1 pseudogene is annotated in these 299 nt (G+C 67.9%); it reads left to right on the top strand.

Going from position 1 to position 299, the window contains the following annotated elements:
* Positions 1–207, top strand: a pseudogene (locus tag AO692_RS33225) (TetR/AcrR family transcriptional regulator); the annotation flags it as partial.
* Positions 208–299 lie beyond the last annotated feature (92 nt).

The following is a 299-nucleotide window of genomic DNA, read 5'->3' as shown; positions in this document are numbered from 1 at the left end:
GCCAGCGACCTGCTGGCCGAGATCGTGCGCCTGGGCAACTACAGCGGCGTCGACCCGAAGACGCTGTCCGAAAGCCTCAACTACCTGGTCCAGGGTGCGTGGTACTGGGGACACCTCAATCCGCCCGACCTCCACTCCGAGGTTCCGGCCAAGACCATCGCGACGCTGCTGCACCACGCCTTCCCTCGGCATTTCGGGCCGGCGTGAAGCGGGGCGGAGCCCTTATCTCCCCCGCAAGGGGGGAGATAGTGGCGCCCGGCCCCACCAGCACCGATCCGGCCAAGCCACCAACCAGCTAC

It is taken from the genome of Mesorhizobium sp. 1M-11 (assembly GCF_001303895.1).
Lineage (GTDB): Bacteria > Pseudomonadota > Alphaproteobacteria > Rhizobiales > Rhizobiaceae > Mesorhizobium.
Note: the sequence above shows the minus strand (reverse complement) of the source record. Positions and strands in the feature narration are given on the sequence as shown.